The sequence below is a fragment of the cf. Phormidesmis sp. LEGE 11477 genome, from assembly GCF_015207105.1.
Classification (GTDB): domain Bacteria; phylum Cyanobacteriota; class Cyanobacteriia; order Phormidesmidales; family Phormidesmidaceae; genus Phormidesmis.
This window is the reverse complement of sequence record NZ_JADEXO010000122.1, coordinates 1-17,076: the sequence shown is the minus strand read 5'-3', so window position 1 is coordinate 17,076 and position 17,076 is coordinate 1. Positions and strand designations below refer to the sequence as shown.

Genomic DNA, 17,076 nt, shown 5'->3' with positions numbered 1-17,076 from the left:
TACACTAGCGTTTGGGCGTGCTGAAGCATGGTTGTAATGACCGTCTTCGTTTTTTTCTTACGCCCTTTTTTCCAGATTTTGGCCCGCAATGCAACCCTTACTGAGAATGGTGCAAGATCTCAGTTAGACCATTTTGCCTGGGGTGAAAACAATGTTCTGCTATTGGGAAAAACGCCGTGTGGAAGAGCCACTGTTGCCACTCTAGAGCTAAATCGTACAGGCGTAGTTAACTTACGCCTGCTGTTACGCTCAGTTGGACTACATCCGCCTTTTGTGGTTCGCTGATCCTTATGAATATTATTAAATCTGCATTCAGGACGGTGGCGTTTCGGTCACTCAAAGACCCGACAGTTGCTTTTTGGTTTGGCTTTAGCTTTATCACGCCGCTCTACTACGGTCTAATCTCCTTTTTCTACTCCACCTCGTCCGCCTACATTGTTCAAGACGATGCTCGCTATCACATTGTTTGGCTACAGCGCCTGATCGATCCTGACTTGTTTCCCAATGACGTGATGGCGGATTACTACGGCGCTATTCAGGGAATTGGGTTTAGGTCGTTTTATAGCCTATTTGCGTCTTTCGGGATCGAACCGCTAGCCTTTGCGAAGATTGTGCCGCTTTTGCTAGCACTAATTGCAACCGCTTATCTCTTTTGGGTGGCGCTATTCATTCTGCCAGTACCAATATGCGGGGCGCTAACGACTATTATTTTTAACCAGAACATCTGGATTAGAGACGATCTAATTTCAGCATCGCCTCGGGCATTTGTCTATCCGCTGTTCGCCGCTTTTCTCTATTACCTACTGAAAGATTCTAAGATCTTTTGCCTAGCGTCTTTGGGATTGTTGAGTTTGTTCTATCCTCAGATGGCGCTGGTGGGTGTGGGAATTTTGACGCTGCGGCTGATTCGATGGGATGGCACGACACCGAAGCTGCCAAGACGATTTCGATCCTATGCGTTTTGGTTGCTCGCCTTAGTCATGGTCGGTGGGGCGCTGCTATTGTTCTCGCATCAGGTAGAACAGCAGGCCGGGCGGCTGACTTCGCTAGCAGAGATGAAGGCGTGGCCAGAGTTTCAACCTGGTGGAAGAGGCGCTTATTTTGGAATGCCTTTTCTATCGTTTTGGTTTGACGGGCTCAGCGGCTTACGCTTTCCACTCTATCCGCCGATTATCTGGTTAGGGGCAATGCTGCCTTTGGTGGTGTGGAAAGTCCCCCATTTCTTTCATAAGGCGTTTCCTCTCTCAGGTGCAACTACGACCGACGTTAGACTATTGGGCCAGTTGTTTGTCTCATCAATGGGATTCTTTTTTCTTTCTCATATTATTTTTCCGACGCTGTATCTGCCGAGCCGGTACAGCTTTTATAGCACTCGGTTTGTGTTGGCGATCGCATCTGGGGTGATGCTGACGCTGGTGATGCAGTGCTGGGTAGGTTGGCTGGTGCGACAGTGGCAAAGATGGCAGCGGTGGAATCTGTTGGATTTTGCGCGGATAGCGGTGAGTGTGGGGTTTGCGATCGCAGTTGTTGTCGCTCCCTCAATTCCTATTCTTTTTCTAAAAGGGCAGAGCTGGGAAGTCGGTAAACCCGCTGGCCTCTACGACTTTTTATCAGAGTTTCCTAAAGATACGATGGTGGCGTCTTTGGTACAAGAGGTGAATGATGATATTCCTGCATTCGCTCAGCGTTCTGTGCTAGTCGGTAGAGAGTTTGCGCTCCCTTATCATGCGGATTTTTATGCGGAGATGCGGCGGCGGATGCGAGATTTAGTCAACGCTCAATACAGCCTAGAGCTATCGGAAGTTCAATCGTTCATCGACCGCTACGGTGTTGATATCTGGATTCTGTCAGAAGACTTTACCAATGCTGACTATCTGGCGCAAAAAGACTGGTTACTTTATAGCTCAGAAAAAGCAGTCGTAGTAGAGGCGAACAACCGTCTGAATCAGGGAAGCTCGCCTGCGCTAATCCAGGCGATACCTGCTTGCTCTATCTATGCCGAAGCGAATTTGATAGCGCTAGACGGTGAGTGTATTACTAACTGGGATAGCTAATTAGAGGTGCCGCTAGACTAAATCACTAAGTTCATGTAGTGGCCCTTTTACTGGTCCACTCGTTAGCAGGCAGCTCATTATCCCTCTTGATTAAATCTACTTTGCTGCGATCGCAATCTTCTTAGGCGATTTTCAATATCGCTAGCAGTTCTCCGCAATTCTTGTAAGTCAGTTGCCAGTAAAAAAGGCGAAAGCTCCTGAAAAACTTCGGATAGTTCAACAGACTCGACTAGTAAAAGCTGGGTGATGTCGTTTTCATAAATACTAGCTTTGCTAAACTGCCCTTGCCTGTACAAAGAGGGTAGGGCAAAGAATTTGAGCAGAACCAAGCCCTGAATAGTCGCACAGCGAACTGTTCTATCACCAAAATTTCTTTGTGTCGCATATCGACTACACACTAGCCTAAAAAAGGCATTTTGCGTCAGTAGACAATCAATTTGCAGGCTGTCAAACTGAGCGCGAATGAAATCTTTGTTTTCTTCTGAGATGATTATTTCATCTATTGAACTAACATCGGCTTTGCTCAAGATAAAATCAATATCCTGGGTATTTCGACCGTCTATATAGCTTAGTAACGCGATTCCACCTACTAGCAGATAATCAATTTCTCGTTCTTCTAAGAGGTTAAACAGTCGCTCTACTGCCTCAGGGAGATGATGGATATTAGGCGGCTCGCTACCCCAGTTCTTCATATCAAAGAGAATACCGTTTTGAATAACTTTCCCAATTGCTATAGTCATAGTGGATTCTATCTTTGACAGGTGGGCAAAGCTCTAATTGGACTAATCTACTCCTCAAGTATACTTTCCTCAGACACAGAGTCTGTCCAGGTAAGAGGGTATGGTTCTTGCGATAAGTACTGAGCGCCCTGTGCTTGGAGATAGGGCCTGTAGGTTTCGTCACCCGCTAAATGGACTTTAAAGAAGGCAGTATTGAGCCTCTGGTGGTAGTTTTCGGCGATCGCACGAATGCCTTCCCAGTCATTGTCTTGCCCTGTGAGACGATCGAGCACTTCTAGCGTGATGCGAGCATGTGGCAGACCAGTAGTAACCGCTAGATAGCGATCGCTTTGGCCCTCAGATTGAGCTTCAAGCCGCTCTTCAGACTGAAACTCTTCAGGCTGGGACTCTTCAGACCGGGATTCTTCAGACATCTCCTCTAAACCAGTCAGCCAGCCAAAAGCAGGGAGCTGTTCTACAACGAAGGGAGTGAGGATATCTTTGTCCGTGGCTTCCCACAACACTGGACCTTCGACTTTGGCCATGCCGTCTGGGCCGTAAAGGCTACGGCTGAAGGGTACGAAGGTATAGATGGCTTTGATCCGATCGTCTTTGAGCTTGGCACTGGCGATCGCACTCTCCGACAATTCTAGCGCCCGGCACTGATACAGCAGTGAAATATTGAACAAACTCGATCGAGTCTCACAAGACTGTTGTAAATGCTCTAGATCAATTTCAGCACCTGCTAGCGCGAGAGCTGTGGTTCCCCCAAATGAATAGCCAAAGACGCCTGCTTGCTCTGGGTTCAGACGATTGCCAAATTGCGCTGCGTTCGTGCGAGCAAGTTCGTCGAGGATAAAGCTGATATCTAGAGGTCTGTCTATATATTCAGCGGGTTCAAAATTCTCCGATTCTAGGCCGTCATAAAAGTCGCTAAGGCGTTCGCGATCGCTCCCTGGATGATCCGGCAAGGCAACGACAAACCCATGCGAGGCCAGATGATTGGCCAGCTCTGTGAATCGATCTCGCCTAGCACCTAATCCATTAGAAACAACAATCACAGGAACAGAGCGCTCAGCATCTGTTTCTAGAAAGTTAGGCGTGTAGATATCTACCGGAATAGTGCGATCGCGCGCCTCATCGAACAGTGTCATCGTCTCCATCGACACCGTCCGATCGCCTAGCGCTCTAGGGTCTGGCAAAGTGCTGAAATCAACTGTGGGCTCAATTTGGGCGATCGCCACTGTCTCTGCCTTGAGCTGCGTCACCGTCTGCTGAGTGTCTGCTAGCAAAGATCGAAATCTACCGCCTAACTGTAGCGCCTGACCAATATCGAGCTGAATATCTGTTGGAAAAGATTCTATAAACTTGAGGATAGTTAAACCTTCTGGATCGGCGGCGGCCAATGTCAGTGCCGCTCTTAAGCCCTTGAAGCCGTTTAGCCCCGACTCTGTTTGAATCAGCTCACCGACCTCTGTCAAGAGCTGTTCACCTGAGCGAGTATACGAAAAGCGATTCGCCAGCACCGGGTCTAGCTCATAGTTAGCCGTCAGCGCTGCTTGAAACTGATCTTGCAAATCAGGCTCTAGCCTAGACAGGATAATCTCAAGATCACCAGAAGCTGCTCCGGTAGCAGCAAACGTTTCTAGCTCCTGCTGGGTGACTACCAATTCGGCTAGGCCAAACCGTAGTCGGATGCGCTCTGCGGCCTGGGCACTAGCGGCGAACAATAGGCTAGAAGCCATGCCTGAAAAAATGCTAAGCGTGATCGCACCAAAGCGCAGCCGAAAGTAGGGGCGGAGCCGTTTGCGAGAGCCGAAAGACTGAAGGAGCTGAAACATCTGACCTATATAGGTTTTCGCTGCGATAAAGCATAATATAATCGGCCTATTTTAGACGTCAAGTGCGCCAGTTTTATCAGAGGCACAGTTAAAAAAGAAAAAAAGGGACAAAACTCGGTTAAATTCTTGCCAGTAGTGTAGAAGGGCCTCTATGGAGTATTTTCGGTATCTCGGCTGGCGACCTGTTGCGGTTTTAGCCGCTGTTCTAGGTGCCTATTTGCTGGCCTGTCTGGGTTTATGGCGCTTTCAAACTAAAATGATATTTTTTCCGCCCCAGTCTGTTGGCGCTGCGCCGACTGATGTGGGGCTGTCCTATGAAGATCTATACCTGCCGGTAGGTGACGGGCAGGTTCATGGCTGGTGGATTCCTGCACCAGCAGCCATAACAAAAGCGCCTGTAATTATCTATGCTCACGGCAATGCTAGCAATCTGAGTGATTTGGTTTCTAGGTTCCAACAGTTCCACGATTGGGGCTATGCGGTGATGGCAGTTGACTATCGAGGCTATGGCAAAAGCTCTGGGCCGTTCCCAAACGAGCAGCAAGTCTATGAAGACATAGAGGCGGCCTGGCAGTATTTGATTCGGCAGCAGGAGATTGCACCGGGTAGGATCGTAATCTACGGCCAGTCGATTGGCGGCGCGATCGCCCTCAATCTAGCCATTGACCAGCCAGAAGCCGCCGGGCTGATCATGGAAAGTTCGTTTACCTCAATGCGAGAGATGGTGGATCATCGATTTCCGCTGCTAGCGAAGGCGATGCCCATAGATTCGATCTTGACTCAGCAGTTTAATTCGGTAGAGAAGATGCGATCGCTTCAGATACCGCTTTTGCTGATCCACGGCACCGACGATGATATTGTGCCAGTCACGATGAGCCAGCAGCTTTATGGTGAAACAATCGTAGCGGGCAAAACCAGCAGCAGGCTGATTATGATTGATGAGGGCGATCACAACAACCTGCCGACGGCTGGAGGGGATACCTACGTCGGCTCTATTCAAGCATTTGTTGAGAGCCAGCAGCGTTAGCTCAGATGTTGCGCGTTTCTTCTGGATGGGCAAAAATTCGCTGAATAGGGTGTGCGTCCGTAGAAGTATGGACATAGCAGAGTTGGTTAGCGAGATAGCAGAATTATTTTGAAAATGCGGCGTCTGTTGTTAGTGACTGTCTGTGCTGCCAGCTTGAGCGGTTTGTCTACGACGAGTGTGGGAATGGGATGGGTAGGCGGGCGTAGTGCGATCGCCCAACCAGCCAGTCCGCCGCCGCCATTCAATCCGCAATCACCCAATCCGCGATCGCCTAGGACACTCCCACATAGTCCGCCGCTTTCTTCTTTGGAAGACGATTCAGAGGAGGCTATCAGCTTAGACCGACAGGTACTAGGTCTGCAGCGACAGGGCCGCTACGCAGAAGCTATTCCATTAGCACAAGAATCACTCAGAGTACGAGAATCTGCGCTAGGAGAAAGTCACCCAAACGTCGCTATCAGCCTCAACAACTTAGCAGCGCTATACCAGTATCAAAAGAACTATACAGAAGCACTGTTTCTCTATCAGCGAGCGCTAGCGATCAGAGAAGATTCGCTGGGGCGCGACCATATTGATGTCGCCCAAGTCCTGAACAATCTAGCCAGATTACATCAGGATCAGGGCAACTATGCAGTAGCCTTGCGCCTACTAGAGCGGGCTCTATCGATAACGGAGTCAGCGCTGGGCACAGTCCATCCCAACGTAGCAACGGTATTAAACAGTTTAGCAACGCTGTATTACGCTGAAGGCAACGTTGCTGAAGCACTGCCGCTGTATGAGCGGGCACTCTCCATCCGTGAAGCAACGTTAGATGAAAGCAGTCCTGCCATAGCGCTGAGCTTGAACAATCTAGCTGCGGTCTATCAGTATCAGGGAAACTATGCGGACGCTGTCGCCTTATTAGAACAGAGTTTATCCATCAGCGAAGTCGCATTCGATGACGATCATCCTGAGGTAGCTGATAGCTTGAATAGTTTGGCAAGTCTTTATCAGGCGCAGGGACGCTACTCAGAAGCGCTACCGCTGTATGAACGGGTCTTATCTATCCGTGAGTCTACGCTCGATAGCAATCATCCCGACATCGCCACCAGCTTAAACAACCTGGCGCTATTACTTCAATATCAGGGCCGCTATACAGACGCTTTACCCTTGCTAGAACGCGCTCTGCGGGTATACAAAACTACGCTCGGCGATGACCATCCTGGGGTAGCCGTTAGCCTCAACAACTTGGCCCTGCTGTATCAAGCGAAAGGGGACTATACAGAAGCCCTGTCGCTGTACGAACGGGCTTTATCCATCAACGAAGCAGCCTTTGGGACTGACCACCCGGCGATCGCAACCGTCTTAATTAATTCAGCTAGCACCTATAAAGAACAAGGCGACTACACAACAGCGCGATCGCTGTATGAACGCGCACTATCCATCAATGAGTCAACCCTTGGTGAAGCCCATCCCAATGTAGCGGCTATCCTCAACAACTTGGCAGTGGTTCACAAGATCCAAGGCGACTACACAACAGCATTAGCACTATATGAACGCGCACTGTCCATCAATAGCGCATTATTCGGTGACGTCCATCCCGATATCGCCACTAGCTTAAGCAATTTGGCAGCGCTGTACCATGAACAGGGAGATTACATCAAAGCCCTACCGCTACACGAGCGTGCCCTATCCATCAGAGAAGCGACGCTGGGTAACAGTCATCCAACTTTTGCTGTCAGCCTAAATGACTTGGCTAGCCTGTATCAGACGCAGGGAAACTATGCGGCAGCGCTACCATTACTAAAGCGCACTTTATCAATCAAAGAGGCAACGCTCGGCCCGGCACATCCCGATGTCGCGAATAGCTTGAACAATTTGGCAGACCTGCACTACCAGCAGAGCAATTACACAGAGGCGATCGCGCTCTATGAACAGGCTTTATCCATCAGAGAAAATGCGCTTGGCAAAGACCACCCTGATGTAGCGGTTAGCCTAAACAACCTGGCACTACCCTATCAGGAGCAAGGAAATTATGTAGCAGCCCTCTCACTTTATGAACGGGCGCTATCGATAAATGAAACTGTGCTTGGCGAAGACCATCCAAAAGTTGCTGCGACCTCAAACAATTTGGCTAGTCTGTATCAGGCCCAGGGAAACTATGCAGCAGCTCTCTCACTTTATGAACGGGCGCTATCTATAAACGAAACTGTGCTCGGCGAAGACCATCCCGAATTTGCTAAGAGCTTAAACAATCTGGCTTTGGTGTATTGGGCGCAGAACAAACTTCAGCCTGCACTCTCTGCTTTTAGTCGCGTCAGCGCCATAGAAGAAGAAAATCTGAATGACCTACTAATAGGTGCTTCTGAACAAAGAAGACAGCGCTACGCCAAAACCCTTCGAGGCACAACCTACATCAATATCTCTTTCGGTATCGAAACGGCTGCTGATAGCCCTGATAGCCTGCAGCTCGCTCTAGACCTTGCTCTAGACACTGTGCTGCGACGGAAGGGACGAGTCTTAGATGCTTCAACTAACGCCCTACAGCAGCTGATGACGCAGCTCACGCCTGAAAACGAGTCACTATTCAACGAACTTGGTACCCTGCGTAGTAGACTTGCCAATTTGCGTTTTAGTGACTTGGGTGAGCGTAATGCAGAACAGTATCGTGAGGAACTTAGCCGCATAGAGGAAAGAGCAGAGATTATAGAAGAGCAACTATCTCGCAATAGTACGGCGCTTCAAATAGAAACAGCGCCGATCTCAAAAGCAGCTATACAAACGCTGATTCCTGATAACGCTGCGCTAGTCGAATTTGTGCGCTATTCCCCTTACATACCTACAAGCGCGCTCACTCGCTGGGGCGCTCATCGATATGCCGCCTTTGTTGTTTTCGCGCAGGGGGAGGTTGAAGTGATAGATCTAGGCGAAGCAGATTCTATCGATCGGCTAACTACAGAGTTTCAAACGGCACTCAATACGCGCTCCTCTTCTATTAGAGAGATTGCTCGTCAGCTAGATGAGCGGATTATGGCTCCGGTACGGACTTCACTAGGAAACAAAACTCACCTACTGCTCTCTCCCGACAGCCAGCTCAACCTAATTCCTTTTGACGCCCTCGTTGATGAAAATGACAGCTATCTAATCGAAAACTATCAGATCAGCTACCTCAGCTCAGGCAGAGACCTGCTAAAGCTACAGCTTGACACGCCTAGCCAACAGCCCCCCGTTGTCATCGCCAACCCCAACTATGAAAAAGCCACCACCTCTCAAACAACAGCTTCTCAAACGACAGCGGTCAACAACCGATCAATCGACGCTGGCAACCTCAGCTTCAGTCCGCTACCTGGCACCGCCACAGAAGCTGAAGCGATCGCACCCCTACTTCCCAACGCTACCCTCCTCACCCAGGGCCAGGCCACCGAAACCAACCTCAAGCAGGTAAAAGGCCCCAGCATCCTCCATATCGCTACCCACGGCTTCTTTCTTCCCGATGTAGAATTTGTGCCGCCAGCTAGCACCAGCAGAAGCGGGTTTGGAGCCAGCCTAGACATTGTTAATATCAAACCGGCAGCGGGGGTCACCCCTAGCAATTTAGAGAATCCCTTACTCCGCTCTGGCCTGGCTCTAGCAGGGGCAAACAGCCGCAGCAGTGGCCGTGAAGACGGCATTTTTACCGCGCTAGAAGCCTCAGGGCTGAATCTACAGGGCACTCAGCTAGTGGTGCTCAGCGCTTGTGAAACTGGTGTCGGCTCTGTCAGCAACGGTGAAGGGGTGTATGGCTTAAGGCGAACTTTTGCCATCGCCGGAGCCGAAAGCCAGCTCATGAGCCTGTGGCAGGTTGATGATGCTGGCACCAGCGAACTGATGCAGGTTTACTATCAAAACCTGGTAGAGAAGAAACAAGGACGTAGTGAAGCCCTGCGAAATGCACAGCTAGCGCTGTTGAATACTGGCACCTATCAGCATCCTTACTACTGGTCTTCATTCATATTCTCTGGTGACTGGCGACCTTTGGACTAACTACGGACTAACGTTTCTTGACAACAATAGCAACCATAGAATTGAACCTATATAGAGTATGGTTGGCTACAGCAGCTTCTCGCCGTATGCTGAACTGCACATGGCGCTAACAGAAAGGCTCTGTAATGAAGAATAAGCTTACAGTTCTTCCTTTAACTCAGCGACAGCTATGGAACGGGATTGTTGTCATTGCGATCGCGCTAGGCGTTCTCGTTCGGGTAACGAATCTGGCTCAGCCGGTGTACTGGGTCGATGAGGTGGCGACTTCGATGCGGGTGTCTGGTTATACGCAGGCAGAAGTGGTGGCACAGGTGGCGAATGAACTGCCGCTAAGTGTATCGGACTTGCAGCGGTTTCAGACGATTCGATCCGCCGCAGAAGGCACGCCAATCGATCGTCCATTGGCGAATTTAATGCGGGTTTTGGCTCAGAGCCCAGAACATGCGCCGTTGTATTTTGTACTAGCACGCTTTTGGGCAGAGATCTTTGGTATGTCTGCGACGGCGATGCGGAGTTTGCCAGTTGTATTTGGCCTGCTAGGATTGCCCGCGATGTATGGACTGTGCCAAGCGCTGTTTTCTGATCAGTCCACTCAAGGTCGCTGGGAACAAGTGGGGATAGGTCAAAGACACTCACCGCTTAGCGTTAAAACTGCAGCAAGCGCTAAGACGGCGGCACAAGTAGCTGTTGTTCTACTGGCAGTTTCGCCTTTTTTTGTGGCATACGCTCAAGAGGCGCGTCCGTATAGTCTTTGGATTTTGCTGCTGCTGCTGACAACTCAGTTTTTATGGCGATCGCTGCAAACCAACCAGAGGCAATGGTGGATAGGCTACGGGCTTTGTCTAGTTCTAGCGCTGTACACCTCGTTGCTGACGGTGCTGGTGGTCTTAGGTCAAGGATTAGCGGTGCTGCTGTGGCATCGGCGGCGAGTGGTTGCCTATGGGATGGTGAGTGCGATCGCCCTATCGGCTCTTTTGCCCTGGGTCTGGGTGGTCTTTACGCAGTGGCAAACGCTGCAGAGCAATACACGCTGGATGGAGATATTCACGCCGATCTGGGCGACGCTGGGCACTTGGTTTTATAGCTTGGCGGTGCTGTTTTTTGATGTGCCAGTAGCCGAGCAGCCGCTGATATTTGGATTACAGGTAATCACAGCGGCGATGACGATTGGCTTAATCGGCTATGCGAGCTGGTTTTTTATCCGGCAGACGCGGCCTCAGCTTTGGGGCGTTGTGCTGGCAACTGCTTTCTCGATCCCTGGGGCGCTGCTGCTGATCGATTTAGTCCGCAGTGGTCAGGCAGCGGCAACCCCTCGCTATCTGATGCCGACTCATTTGGCGGTGCTGATTGCGCTGGCCTATTTGCTAGGCGATCGCCTGTTCCCTAGGTATCACTCCTCAACTAGAAAATGGCGACTCGTGACAGTTCTGCTGCTGAGCGTCAGTTTGATTTCCTGCCTGATTCCGCAGCCATCACCTTACCTGAAGAGTCGAAACCTAAGCAACGCGGCGCTAACGGCAATTTTGAATGAAGCGCGATCGCCCAATCTAATCACCACGCCCCACTACATTCAAGACCTAATTTCCTTTAGCTACGACCTAGCACCCGATATTACCTTCTACGTGCTAGCAGCCGAAACGGCTTCTCCTAATCGCCTGCTAGAGAATATTCTGAACGATCCTAGCCAGAATTCTGGGCCAACGTTTCTACTCGCGCCGTCAGCAGCTACGCATACAGATATCAAAGCCAATCAGCTTATCAGTTTGACTCAGGTCTATCAGCCACCGCCGCTGATCTCAGGCGGATTTGCTTTGACCTTATGGAGGGTTGAGCCAACTAGAATGATAGGAATGGATTTTAATCAGGTGGATGCTATATGACCCAGTTACAGTGCGACATTCCAGACGAGATAGCTACTCGGCTGCAGCAAAAGGCAAAGCGGATGAACTTGTCAGTGTCGAGATATCTAGCGCAGCTAATTGAAAAGGATCTGGAGACTGGCTGGCCAGAAGGATATTTTGATTTATTTGGTAGCTGTCAAGCAGCACCCTTAGAACGCCCTGAACAAGGAGAAAATCAGATTCGCGACACACTTCTGTAGATGTTCTTATTAGATGCCAACGTCTGCATTCGATTCATGAACGTTCAATCTTATGAAAATTGCCATCATTAGTTCTGGCTTTTTGCCTGTTGTCGATGGGGTAACTGTCTCGATTTTTCAGCGGGTGCGCGTGCTGAGCAAGTTGGGGCATCAGGTGTTGATTTTGTGCCCAGACTATCAGTCGGTGGCGTCGGTCTATCCGAACTGGCGTGATTATCAGGGCGAAATCTTGCCAGGGGTGCGGGTGGTGAATCTGCCGAGCGAGCCGTTTATGGGGGTGGAGTTTGAGCGGAATTTGAGCAGGCAGGCAAATCGGTTGCTAGATCAAGAACTTACTGCATTTGCGCCGGATATCGTGCATGTAGATGAACCCGATCGGATTTTCTTAGGTACGTTGAAAGCGCCAGGAGTAGCTTACGCGAAGGCGCACAACATTCCGTGCGTGGGTTTTTATCATACGAATTTTATTGACTATATCGAAGACTTTTGGCCGCTGCCTCGGATTTTGGTCGCATTCCTTCAGTGGTTCTCGATGCTGTTTATTCGGCCCGTGTTTCATGCCTACGATGCCATTTTGGTTTCTAGCCCGGTGACGCTAGAGAAGATGCGGCAGCTAAAGGTGAGGAATGTGGTGTGCGATCGCTACTTAGGTGTAGACGTTCAGGCGTTTCGAGCAGCACGTTTAGATAGCGATCCCAATTTTTTTGCCAAAGCCTATGGGATCAAAGGACTGCAAGGTAGAACCAAGCTGGTACTTCTGGGGCGGCTGACGCCGGATAAGGGCTGGGGCTTTACTGTGCGATCGCTCATTGCCTGGGCAGACAGGTTAAAGGCAAATCCGCAAACCGCCCCCTTGCTAAACAAAATTGCGTTGATCATCGCTGGGGAGGGCGATCTTCGCGATCATATTCAGACTCAGCTTCAGCCGTTGGCTGGCTCGACGGGGCTATCAGTTCACTTGCTAGGACGCATTCCGCCCGCTGCCGTACCGCCTTTGCTGGCCAACAGTGATATCCATGTCACTACCTCTGAGAAAGAGACGCTGGGCTTAACCGTCTTAGAAGCCTTTGCTGCGGGTATTCCGGCGATCGCCCCGGCAAAAGGCGGCGTAGTCACCCATATTCGTCATGGGGAAAACGGCCTGCTCTTTGAGCCTCAGAAAGCCGAAAGTTTTGGAGAGGCTCTGACCAGGCTAGCGTTCGATCCACAGCTACAGCAGCGGCTAGGTCAGCAGGCCCAGCAGGACATCACCGATTACGATTGGGAAACTGTTGTTCTGCGGCTGTTGTCTACCTGGGAGAGGCAAATAAGGATGCGATCGCCTGCTGTAGATAATTAAGCTAATCTTGACATCGTCTATCTCTCAGCATTACTACATAGAGAAGTTTGATATACAACACCCGTATGAGTGCTTTTAGCTCCCCTGCTAGTTCACCTAGCTATCCTGTTAATTCGTCTTCGCTTGAACCTGTTGCAATTGTTGGCATTGGCTGTCGCTATCCGGGCGGCGCAGACACCCCCGATCGCTTTTGGCAGATGCTCAAATCAGGCGTAGACAGCGTTACAGAGGTGCCGTCTACTCGCTGGGATGTAGATTCTATATACGATCCAAATCCGCAGACGCCGAACAAGACCAATACTCGCTGGGGCGGCTTTTTAGATCAGGTAGACCAGTTCGATCCGCAGTTTTTTGGGATTGCCCCGCGTGAAGTGGCCACCATGGACCCGCAGCAGCGGCTGTTGTTAGAAGTCACGTGGGAAGCGCTCGAAGATGCTGGGAAGCTTCCTGAAACCTTGCGAGGTTCTAGGACAGGGGTATTCGTTGGTATTGGCACGCACGACTATTCAATTATGCTGTGGCAGCAGCCGGTCAACGACCCGTACGCGACTACGGGCACGGGGAACTGCATTGCGGCGAATCGAATTTCTTATTTGTTTGACTTCAAAGGGCCGAGTCTGGCAGTCGATACGGCCTGCTCTTCTTCGCTGGTGGCGGTGCATTTGGCCTGTCAAAGTCTATGGACAGGGGAGTCGGAGATGGCGGTGGCAGGTGGGGTGAATGTGCTGCTGCTGCCGACCGTGACAGCAGGGTTTTCTAAGGGTGGCTTTATGTCAGGCGAGGGCCGCTGCAAGAGTTTTGATGCGAGCGCCGATGGCTATGTGCGTAGCGAGGGCGCAGGAATTGTTGTTTTAAAGCCGCTGTCGCAGGCGCAGGCCGATGGCGATCCGATCTATGCGGTCATTCGTGGCAGCGCCGTCAATCAAGACGGCTATAGTCAGGGAATGGCCGCGCCGAATCCACAGGCGCAGTCGGCGGTGCTAAAGGAGGCGTATCGGCTAGCGCAAGTTGATCCGGCAGCGGTGAACTATATAGAAGCGCACGGAACCGGGACGAAGCTGGGCGATCCGATTGAGGCCCAGGCATTAGGCGCTGTGATTTCAAAAGGACGTAGCCCCGAGCAAGTCTGTTCTATTGGGTCAGTCAAAACAAACTTTGGCCATACTGAAACGGCGGCGGGGATCGCCGGCTTAATTAAGGCGGCGCTGATGCTAAAGCATGGTGAAATGCCGCCAAGCCTGCACTACGTTGAACCGAATCCGGCAATTGATTTTGACCAGCTCAGGCTGAAAGTGCAGTCAGTACTCGCACCTTTGCCGCCAAAGGCATACATCGGCGTCAACTCTTTTGGCTTTGGCGGGACGAACGCGCATACGGTGCTAGAAACTTTCCCAGCAGAAAGAGAGACTGTTGCCGTCCCCGATTCGGCAAGAATTTTGACCGTTTCCGCCAAAAATAAAGCAGCTTTGCGGGCTTTGGTAGAAGCATACTTGGAATTGTTATCAGACCGATCAAAAGATCAACCGATAGATCTGAGTGCTCTGTGTGTGGCTGCGAATACTAGGCGATCGCATTTCTCTTATCGATTAGCTTTTATTGCCGAGTCAGCCGCTCAGCTAAAAGCACAGATGCAAGATTGGCTAGCGGATGAAGAAGATATTGTTGGCGTAGTTTCCGGTCAGGCAGCTTCGCAACCGTCTGAAGCAGTTGCTTTTCTTTTCACTGGACAGGGATCGCAATTTGTTGGCATGGGCCGCGAGCTGTATAAGACGCAGCCTGTTTTTCGTAGCGTGATTGACCAGTGCGCTGAAGTGCTAGCAACAGAAGACGTCAATCTGTTGGATATTCTCTTTCATTCTGAAGAGAAGGTGATTGACCAGACTCGATTTACTCAGCCTGTTTTGTTCTCTTTTGAGTATGCCTTGGCCAAGCTGTGGCAGTCTTGGGGCGTTCGGCCTGCGGTGGTGCTAGGCCACAGTTTAGGAGAGTATGTTGCGGCCTGTGTCGCGGGTGTGTTTAGCCCTGAAGACGGGCTGAAGCTAGTGGCGGCGAGAGGTCAGCTGATGCAGGCACTGCCCGCAGGCGGCGCGATGCTGTCGGTGATGGCGGATGCCTCAAGCTGCGAGCAGCTATGTGAGCAGTTGGCTGAGGGGCAAGCTGAGATTGCCGCCGTGAATGGACCACAGAGTACGGTGCTCTCTGGTGATGCAGATGCGATCGCCCGCATTGCCAAACATCTAGAACAACAGTCGATCAAAGCCAAGCCGCTGGCGGTGTCTCATGCGTTTCATTCTGCGCGCATGGAGCCGATGCTCGATCACTTTCGTAAGGTGGCAAATTCTGTTGATTTTTGTCAGCCGACGCTGCCGATGATCTCTATGTTGACCGGAGATTTGGTTTCTACAGAGATAGCGACGGCTGATTACTGGGTGCGGCATGTGCGATCGCCTGTGCGTTTTCTAGACGCAATGAAAGCGCTTTATCGGCATAATCAGCATCGGCATAATCAGCACAGTGCCAAGACTTTCCTAGAAATCGGGTCGAAGCCAGTTCTGTTGGGTATGGGACGAAGCTGCTTGTCTGATGTAGACCCGAATGCAGAAGATGTGCAGTGGCTAGCTAGCCTACGTCCATCTTTGTTGGATAAAGTCGCCATGCTCAACAGTTTGGCGGCGCTATATGTTCAGGGTGCAGATCGGAGTGCAAGGATTGACTGGCAGGCAGTAGAGCCGGAAATTGATATTAAAGGTATGCGGGTACCGCTGCCGACTTATCCATTCCAAAGGCAGCGCTATTGGTGGGATGAGGCGAGTATTCCAAGCATGGAGCCCAGCGCCAAAAGGAAGGCGTTTGGCCAGAAAACGGGTCACCCGCTAGTTGGTAACTATCTACCGCTGGCTGGTTCTAGAGAAAAACATTTTCAAAATCAGCTCAGCGCTCAATCACCTGAATACATAAAAGACCATTGCATTCTAGGACAGGTGGTGTTGCCGGGTGCGGCTTATGTAGAGATGGCGATCGCTGCCGCGCAGCAGTGGCAAAAGTCTGATTGCCTCACATTACAACAGGTGGCGATCGAAAAAGCGCTGACTTTTTCAGACTCCAAAGAAAATACGCTACAGATCTCGCTGATTCCAGACAGCGCCAATCAGGCCACTATTCAGATATTTAGTCAGTCGTCTGCAAATGAAACAACAGATAAAGCGGCAGCGGCGAGACATGCTACGGCGACGGTGGTTACCAATGAGATAGTCACCGTCGATCGGCCTTCGCTGGCAAGTTTTCAGACTACATTGTTAGCGCATCCAGTGGCGATCGCACCCTACTACCAGACCCTTAGCGAACAGGGTTTAAACTACGGGACAAACTTTCGAGTCATTCAGCAGCTTTGGCAAGACGAAGGCCAAGCGCTTAGCCAAATCCGCCTATCAGAAGACAGTTCTACTAACGACGCCTACACTCTTCATCCGGCGCTGCTAGACGGTTGCTTTCAAACCATCGGAGCCGCTGTCAAAGCAGACCCAGAGCTGGATACTGATTTGGGCACCTATCTACCCGTCGGCCTAGATCAGCTTCAGCTTTATAGCCCATTACAACAGTCCGGCTGGTGTGCGGTTGAGATACAGCCTTCGCAGGGCAATCAAAACGGTACTAGATCTAGCACGCTCAAGGCTGATTTGTCTATTTGGGATGAGGCCGGGACGCTGGCTGCTCAAATCACAGGAATGAGGCTCAAATATGTCAAAAATTCTGCCTTACAGCGGCTGTTTAGCACAGTAGAGGAATCGGCAGCCACTCAGCCAAAAGTTACCCAGACCGATCCGAGCGACTGGCTACACGAAATGGTTTGGCAGGCTACCCCCAACGCACAAGCCAGTTCAGAATCGAATAGTTCACGCCAGACTCATTCATCGCGAAGCTCAAAAGTTTGGTTACTGTTTTCAAATAGATCAGAAGATGACAGAGGAATAGGAGATCAGGTTGCAACAGAGT

At 50.7% G+C, this 17,076-nt stretch carries 10 protein-coding genes; 8 read left to right on the top strand and 2 right to left on the bottom strand.

Features of this window, described 5'->3' with window-relative positions:
* Positions 1-36: 36 nt before the first annotated feature.
* Positions 37-285, top strand: coding sequence for a hypothetical protein (locus tag IQ256_RS24085; RefSeq protein WP_193858235.1), 249 nt, complete (start codon positions 37-39; stop codon positions 283-285).
* A gap of 5 nt (positions 286-290) precedes the next feature.
* Positions 291-2,054, top strand: coding sequence for a hypothetical protein (locus IQ256_RS24080; RefSeq protein ID WP_193858234.1), 1,764 nt, complete (start codon positions 291-293; stop codon positions 2,052-2,054).
* Positions 2,055-2,131: 77 nt separating this feature from the next.
* Here the strand turns inward: IQ256_RS24080 and IQ256_RS24075 are convergent, their stop codons facing one another.
* Positions 2,132-2,794, bottom strand: coding sequence for a hypothetical protein (locus IQ256_RS24075; RefSeq protein WP_193858233.1), 663 nt, complete (start codon positions 2,792-2,794; stop codon positions 2,132-2,134).
* Between the two features lie 47 nt (positions 2,795-2,841).
* The gene (locus IQ256_RS24070; RefSeq protein ID WP_193858232.1) at positions 2,842-4,614 is read right to left on the bottom strand and encodes an alpha/beta hydrolase; all 1,773 of its coding nucleotides are present in this window, start codon (positions 4,612-4,614) and stop codon (positions 2,842-2,844) included.
* A gap of 151 nt (positions 4,615-4,765) precedes the next feature.
* Here IQ256_RS24070 and IQ256_RS24065 point away from each other — a divergent pair, with 151 nt between their 5' ends.
* From IQ256_RS24065 to IQ256_RS24040, 6 genes are all read left to right on the top strand, one after another.
* Positions 4,766-5,641 carry an alpha/beta hydrolase gene (locus tag IQ256_RS24065; RefSeq protein ID WP_193858231.1) on the top strand — a complete coding sequence of 292 codons (876 nt, stop codon included), beginning with the start codon at positions 4,766-4,768 and terminating at the stop codon, positions 5,639-5,641.
* A gap of 114 nt (positions 5,642-5,755) precedes the next feature.
* Positions 5,756-9,643 (top strand): CHAT domain-containing protein, encoded by a 3,888-nt coding sequence (locus tag IQ256_RS24060; protein ID WP_193858230.1) that lies wholly within the window; start codon positions 5,756-5,758, stop codon positions 9,641-9,643.
* 125 nt (positions 9,644-9,768) lie between these two features.
* Positions 9,769-11,523, top strand: a complete 1,755-nt coding sequence (locus IQ256_RS24055; RefSeq protein WP_193858229.1) for a glycosyltransferase family 39 protein — start codon at positions 9,769-9,771, stop codon at positions 11,521-11,523.
* The gene (locus tag IQ256_RS24050; protein ID WP_193858228.1) at positions 11,520-11,744 is read left to right on the top strand and encodes a hypothetical protein; all 225 of its coding nucleotides are present in this window, start codon (positions 11,520-11,522) and stop codon (positions 11,742-11,744) included. The genes IQ256_RS24055 and IQ256_RS24050 overlap by 4 nt, the downstream gene beginning before the upstream one ends.
* Before the next feature lie 52 nt (positions 11,745-11,796).
* Positions 11,797-13,083 (top strand): glycosyltransferase, encoded by a 1,287-nt coding sequence (locus IQ256_RS24045; protein WP_193858227.1) that lies wholly within the window; start codon positions 11,797-11,799, stop codon positions 13,081-13,083.
* Between the two features lie 65 nt (positions 13,084-13,148).
* A partial coding sequence (locus tag IQ256_RS24040; RefSeq protein WP_193858226.1) for a type I polyketide synthase occupies positions 13,149-17,076 on the top strand: 3,928 nt, incomplete at its 3' end.

Coding starts and splice junctions, on each gene's coding strand:
- IQ256_RS24085 (WP_193858235.1), top strand. CDS start 37: ATGACCGTCTTCGTTTTTTTCTTACGCCCTTTTTTCCAGATTTTGGCC.
- IQ256_RS24080 (WP_193858234.1), top strand. CDS start 291: ATGAATATTATTAAATCTGCATTCAGGACGGTGGCGTTTCGGTCACTC.
- IQ256_RS24075 (WP_193858233.1), bottom strand. CDS start 2,794: ATGACTATAGCAATTGGGAAAGTTATTCAAAACGGTATTCTCTTTGAT.
- IQ256_RS24070 (WP_193858232.1), bottom strand. CDS start 4,614: ATGTTTCAGCTCCTTCAGTCTTTCGGCTCTCGCAAACGGCTCCGCCCC.
- IQ256_RS24065 (WP_193858231.1), top strand. CDS start 4,766: ATGGAGTATTTTCGGTATCTCGGCTGGCGACCTGTTGCGGTTTTAGCC.
- IQ256_RS24060 (WP_193858230.1), top strand. CDS start 5,756: ATGCGGCGTCTGTTGTTAGTGACTGTCTGTGCTGCCAGCTTGAGCGGT.
- IQ256_RS24055 (WP_193858229.1), top strand. CDS start 9,769: ATGAAGAATAAGCTTACAGTTCTTCCTTTAACTCAGCGACAGCTATGG.
- IQ256_RS24050 (WP_193858228.1), top strand. CDS start 11,520: ATGACCCAGTTACAGTGCGACATTCCAGACGAGATAGCTACTCGGCTG.
- IQ256_RS24045 (WP_193858227.1), top strand. CDS start 11,797: ATGAAAATTGCCATCATTAGTTCTGGCTTTTTGCCTGTTGTCGATGGG.